Below are 4,319 nucleotides of genomic sequence, written 5' to 3' on the forward strand. Positions count from 1 at the left end.
TTCGTGCTGGCCAATGCACTGGCTTTCGGTCTGCCGCATTGGAGTCATGAGGCGCATGTCCGGTTGCTCGGTGCGGCGCCGCAGCGCAAGTGGACTGCAGCCCTGGCAGCTTTTGGCATGAGCGGGGTGCTGGCCGGCTATGTTCTTGGGCTGCCGCGCCAGGTGCCGTTCACCACCATCTCCATCGCGTTCACCGTGATGCTGGCCATGACGGCGTGGCTGCTGCTGCACCGCCTGCGCGCTCGTCGCTCTGCATCGACGCTGGCGGCGTTGCTGTGCTACGCCGCGCTGTCCGCAGCTTTCGCCCTGCGCACAGTGTTGGGGCTCAGCAGCAGTGCGGACGAGCTCATGCCGGGCTCGCTCTCGGTGGCGCAGTTCTTCACGTTGGTGCCCGGCGCCGTCATGATCGCCTTCGGCTCGATCTGCTTCGTGTCCCTGGTCCACGAGCGGCGCACAGCTGAGGGCATGGACGCCCTGACGGGCAGTCTTCAGGTCCAGGAGCGGCTGGTCGCTCAGCGCACCGCCGAGCTGACGGTGGCCAATGCGGCGCTGCTCGAGCGCGCCCGGACCATCTCCGACCTCTACGATGAGGCGCCGTGCGGCTATGTCTCGTTAGCTGGCGACGGCACGGTCCTGGAGGCCAACCATACCCTGCTAGGGATGCTGGGCTACGCGCGCCACGAGCTGGTCGGCCATGACCTGCGCGAGTTCCTGGTGCCGGCCAGCCGCCAAACCCTGGACAACTGCATCGATGTCGCCCTGCGTCAGGGCAGGGTGATGGACCAGGAGCTGGACTTCATGTTCGAGGACAGCAGCACGATGCCCATGCTGCTGAGCATGGTCACCGCGCCGGGCACTGGATCAGCCGCCACGCCCTTGCGTGCGACGCTGGTGGACAACAGCGAACGCAAGGCGCGCGAGCAGCAGCTGCAGGCCATGCAGCACGAGCTCAAGCGCCGCGCGGAACAAGCCGAGGCCGCAACGCGGGCCAAAACGGCCTTTCTGTCCCACATGAGCCACGAGCTACGGACACCGCTCAACGCCGTCATCGGACTGAGCCAGTTGCTGCTACGACAGGAACTGCCTCAGGATACAACCCGCTTCATCCGCCACATCCATGAAGCTGGCGAGCAACTGCTGGCGCTCACCAACGACGTGTTGGACCTCTCGCGCATCGAAGCCGGCAAGCTCAGGCTTGAAGCGTCCCGCTTCGAGCTCGCGCCGCTGCTCGAGGGGATTTTTGCATCGGTGCGCTCTCCGGCGGATGCCAAGGGGCTGGCGCTGCGGCTGGATATCGAGCCAGGAGTGCCCGCGCAGTTGATCGGCGACCCCTTGCGCCTGAAGCAGGTGCTCCTCCATCTCATGAGCAATGCCGTGAAGTTCACGCCGTCGGGCAGCGTCGTGCTGAGCGTACGGCAGACCAGCAGCGAGACCGCTCAGGCCACGCTGCGTTTCTACGTGACAGACACGGGCATCGGCATTGCGCCTGAACAGCAGGCCTGCATCTTCCAGCCGTTTGCGCAAGCCGACAGTTCCACCACGCGGCGCTTTGGCGGCATGGGCCTGGGCCTGTCCATCGTGCGGCGCTTGGTGGACGTGATGGGCGGGCGCCTGGAGGTCAAGAGCAAACCTGGCAAGGGCAGCACGTTTGGCTTCACTGTGACGATGCCTGTGGCGAGGTGAGAGAGCAGGAAGCACCGTTCTCGTAGCCACCTTCTGCTTGCTGGGCGGCCTTCTTGAATTACCTCGGAAGGATGCAGCTCAGGTTCGGCTCCGAACCCAACTCCAGCGGCGGCGCAACGGTGAACCGACGTTGCGGCTCCCCGGGAGACTGAAGCCGCATTGGTCACGACCAGGTGACACTCAGGGTCGGGTTCAGGCTGGCGTCTGGAGAGCAAGGTGAAGACACTACGGGTGGCGAACAGGAGAGCAGCGTCATCGGTATCGTCGCTGGCAGGGCCTGAGACCTCTGCAGCCATTTCACCCAGGGCGGTCACAGGCCGCCTTCTTCATGGCCGCAGACCACTCCAGGCTACAGGACCAAGCCCAAAGCTTACGGCTTGCTGACTGTCAGCGTCGGTCGAATCCGGCTAGTGCCAGCAACAGTGTGTCCTCGAGCCCGTTGACTTGGCATGCAGTATGAGGTCTGCCGTTGAAGCAATTGCAGCTTCGACATGGCGGCACGATTTGACACTGGCGTTAAAAGCCGAAGGAGTCACGACCGTGAGCAAGCGCGGCCACTGCGCCGCCACGCCTTCAGCGCCTCCAGGTGGCGGATGCTGAATAGCTGGTGCTTGCACTGCTGGAGCGACCAAAAAGTCCCAGCCGCTGTGCCTCCAGCGCGGCCTCGGCGCGTGAGTTCACATTGAGCTTGCGGTAGATCTGCTTGACGTAGTCGGCGATGGTGTGGCGAGAAAGATGGAGCTGCACGGCGACCTCGGGCAGCGAGAAGCCCTTGGCCACGCGCAGCAGCACCTCTGTCTCCCGCCCGGTGAGGTTGACGTGCGGCATGAGGTCGGCCTGCGGCGTGGCCTGCGCGGCGAAATAAGCCAGGACACGACGTGCGATCGAGGGCGACAGCGGCGGCTCGCCATGGCTGATGCGCTGCAGTTGTTGGGTGATGAGCTCGCGGGGTTGCTCCTTGAGGATGTAGCCCCAGGCACCGGCCTGCAGTGCAGGAAAGAGATGCTCGTCGTCGTCGTGGATGGACACCACCACGGACTGGGCTTGAGGCTGCTGCTGGTGCAGTGCCTCCACCACGTCCACTCCCGAGCCATCAGGCAGACCCAGGTCAATGAGCGCGAGGTCGAAGTTCACCACGGATACCAGACCCATCGCGTCGTGCACCCGGGCGCTTTCGGCAATCTTGGCGTTCGGGAATACCTCCAATACCAAGCACTTGAGCCAGGTGCGGATTTGCGGCAGATCTTCCAGAAGCAGAATGTTATTCATAAAACCTCCCGTTGCAAAAAGCAAAGGCATGCTACCAATGTCGGTGCCCTGCCATCCCAAATCCAGTGCCCCCGTTTGAAGGGTGCTGGAAATGCGCTGAAATAGTTGCGCTGGTTTTGGCCAGCATGCTTTGTCCTGGGATTCGCGCCCTTGCACGTGGGCTAATTTCGCCTCGAGCAACAGGTCTGCCGGTCAGCGCAGGCATATGAGCAGGGCACGGGGACCAGAGTCGGCTGAAGACGGGGACAGCCAAGCTGTGGGCTTTGTACACAACCACGGCATTGCTGGAACATGGGCATAGGCCGGACTACGCTTGATACGTGGACTCAAGCCCATCCAATCATGGCTGCGCCGGCTGGCCCTTCGCCAGTGGCGAGATGGCGCAGCGCGTGCGTGAGTACGACTGGGCTGCCACGCCGCTGGGGCCCATCCGGCTCTGGCCGATGAGCCTGCGCATGATCGTGCAGACCGTGCTGGCGCACCCCGTGGCCAGCATCGTGCTGTGGGGACCGCAGCTCATCCAGATCTACAACGACGCCTGCGGCGAACTCATGGGTGTGAAGCACCCGGCCGGGCTGGGGCAGCCCGCGCGCGAGTACTGGGCCGAGGTCTGGCACGTCCACGCGCCAATCTACGAGCGCGTGCGGCAAGGCGAATCGGTCAGCCTGGAGGACGCGCACTTTCCCGTCACGCGCTCAGGCAAGCTCGTAGACGCCTAGTTCTCGCTGGCGTATAGCCCGCTGCGAGATGAAGACGGCCTTGTGGCCGGCGTGTTGCTCACCGTCACCGAGGCGACGCGGCGGTTGAGAGCCGAAGCTGCGTTGCGCCAGGGCGAGGAAGAGCTGGCCATGATTTTCGAGCGTGCCCTGGTGGGCTTGTCCGAGATCGCGCCGGACGGCAGCTTCGTTCGGGTCAATCCCGAACTCGGCCGCATCGTCGGACGCAGCACCGAAGCCCTGTTGAGCATGACGATCGCGGACGTGACCCATCCCGATGACGTGGCCCGCAGCCTGCAGGCCGCTACCAGGGTGCTACAGCAGGGTGGCAGCGCGACCCTGGAAAAGCGCTACCGGCGTCCGGATGGCACGCTGGTCGTGGCCCAGAGCAGCCTTACGCGGCTGGAGCCGCAGCCGGGTACCGGGCCTCGCTTGTTGGCGGTGACGGTGGACCTCACCGCGCGCCGCCAAGCTGAAGCAGCACGGCGCCAGAGCGAGGCGCAGATGTACGCCATCGCCAACCTGGTGCCAGACCTGCTGTGGAGCAACCGGTCCGACGGCCACGTGGACTGGTACAACAAGCGCTGGCACGAGTACACCGGGCTGAGCGATACCAACAGCACGGGCGAGGGGTGGGCAGCCAGCATCCAC

At 64.6% G+C, this 4,319-nt stretch carries 4 protein-coding genes; 3 read left to right on the top strand and 1 reads right to left on the bottom strand.

Annotated features, from left to right (window positions below; all coding sequences use genetic code 11):
• Positions 1-1,683, top strand: a 1,683-nt coding sequence (locus tag H537_RS44165) for a PAS domain-containing sensor histidine kinase (RefSeq protein WP_211235036.1), incomplete at its 5' end; no start/stop codon positions are given.
• 573 nt (positions 1,684-2,256) lie between these two features.
• Here the strand turns inward: H537_RS44165 and H537_RS44170 are convergent.
• The gene (locus tag H537_RS44170) at positions 2,257-2,952 is read right to left on the bottom strand and encodes a response regulator (RefSeq protein WP_051242975.1); all 696 of its coding nucleotides are present in this window, start codon (positions 2,950-2,952) and stop codon (positions 2,257-2,259) included.
• A gap of 320 nt (positions 2,953-3,272) precedes the next feature.
• Here H537_RS44170 and H537_RS49490 point away from each other — a divergent pair, with 320 nt between their 5' ends.
• Together H537_RS49490 and H537_RS49495 are read left to right on the top strand one after the other, a co-directional pair.
• Positions 3,273-3,671: a hypothetical protein gene (locus H537_RS49490; protein ID WP_156901845.1), complete on the top strand. Its 399-nt coding sequence runs from the start codon at positions 3,273-3,275 to the stop codon at positions 3,669-3,671.
• Positions 3,672-3,713: 42 nt separating this feature from the next.
• Positions 3,714-4,319, top strand: a 606-nt coding sequence (locus tag H537_RS49495) for a PAS domain-containing protein (protein ID WP_156901846.1), incomplete at its 3' end; no start/stop codon positions are given.

Source organism: Azohydromonas australica DSM 1124 (genome assembly GCF_000430725.1).
Classification (GTDB): Bacteria; Pseudomonadota; Gammaproteobacteria; order Burkholderiales; family Burkholderiaceae_C; genus Azohydromonas; species Azohydromonas australica.

Coding starts and splice junctions, on each gene's coding strand:
- H537_RS44170 (WP_051242975.1), bottom strand. CDS start 2,952: ATGAATAACATTCTGCTTCTGGAAGATCTGCCGCAAATCCGCACCTGG.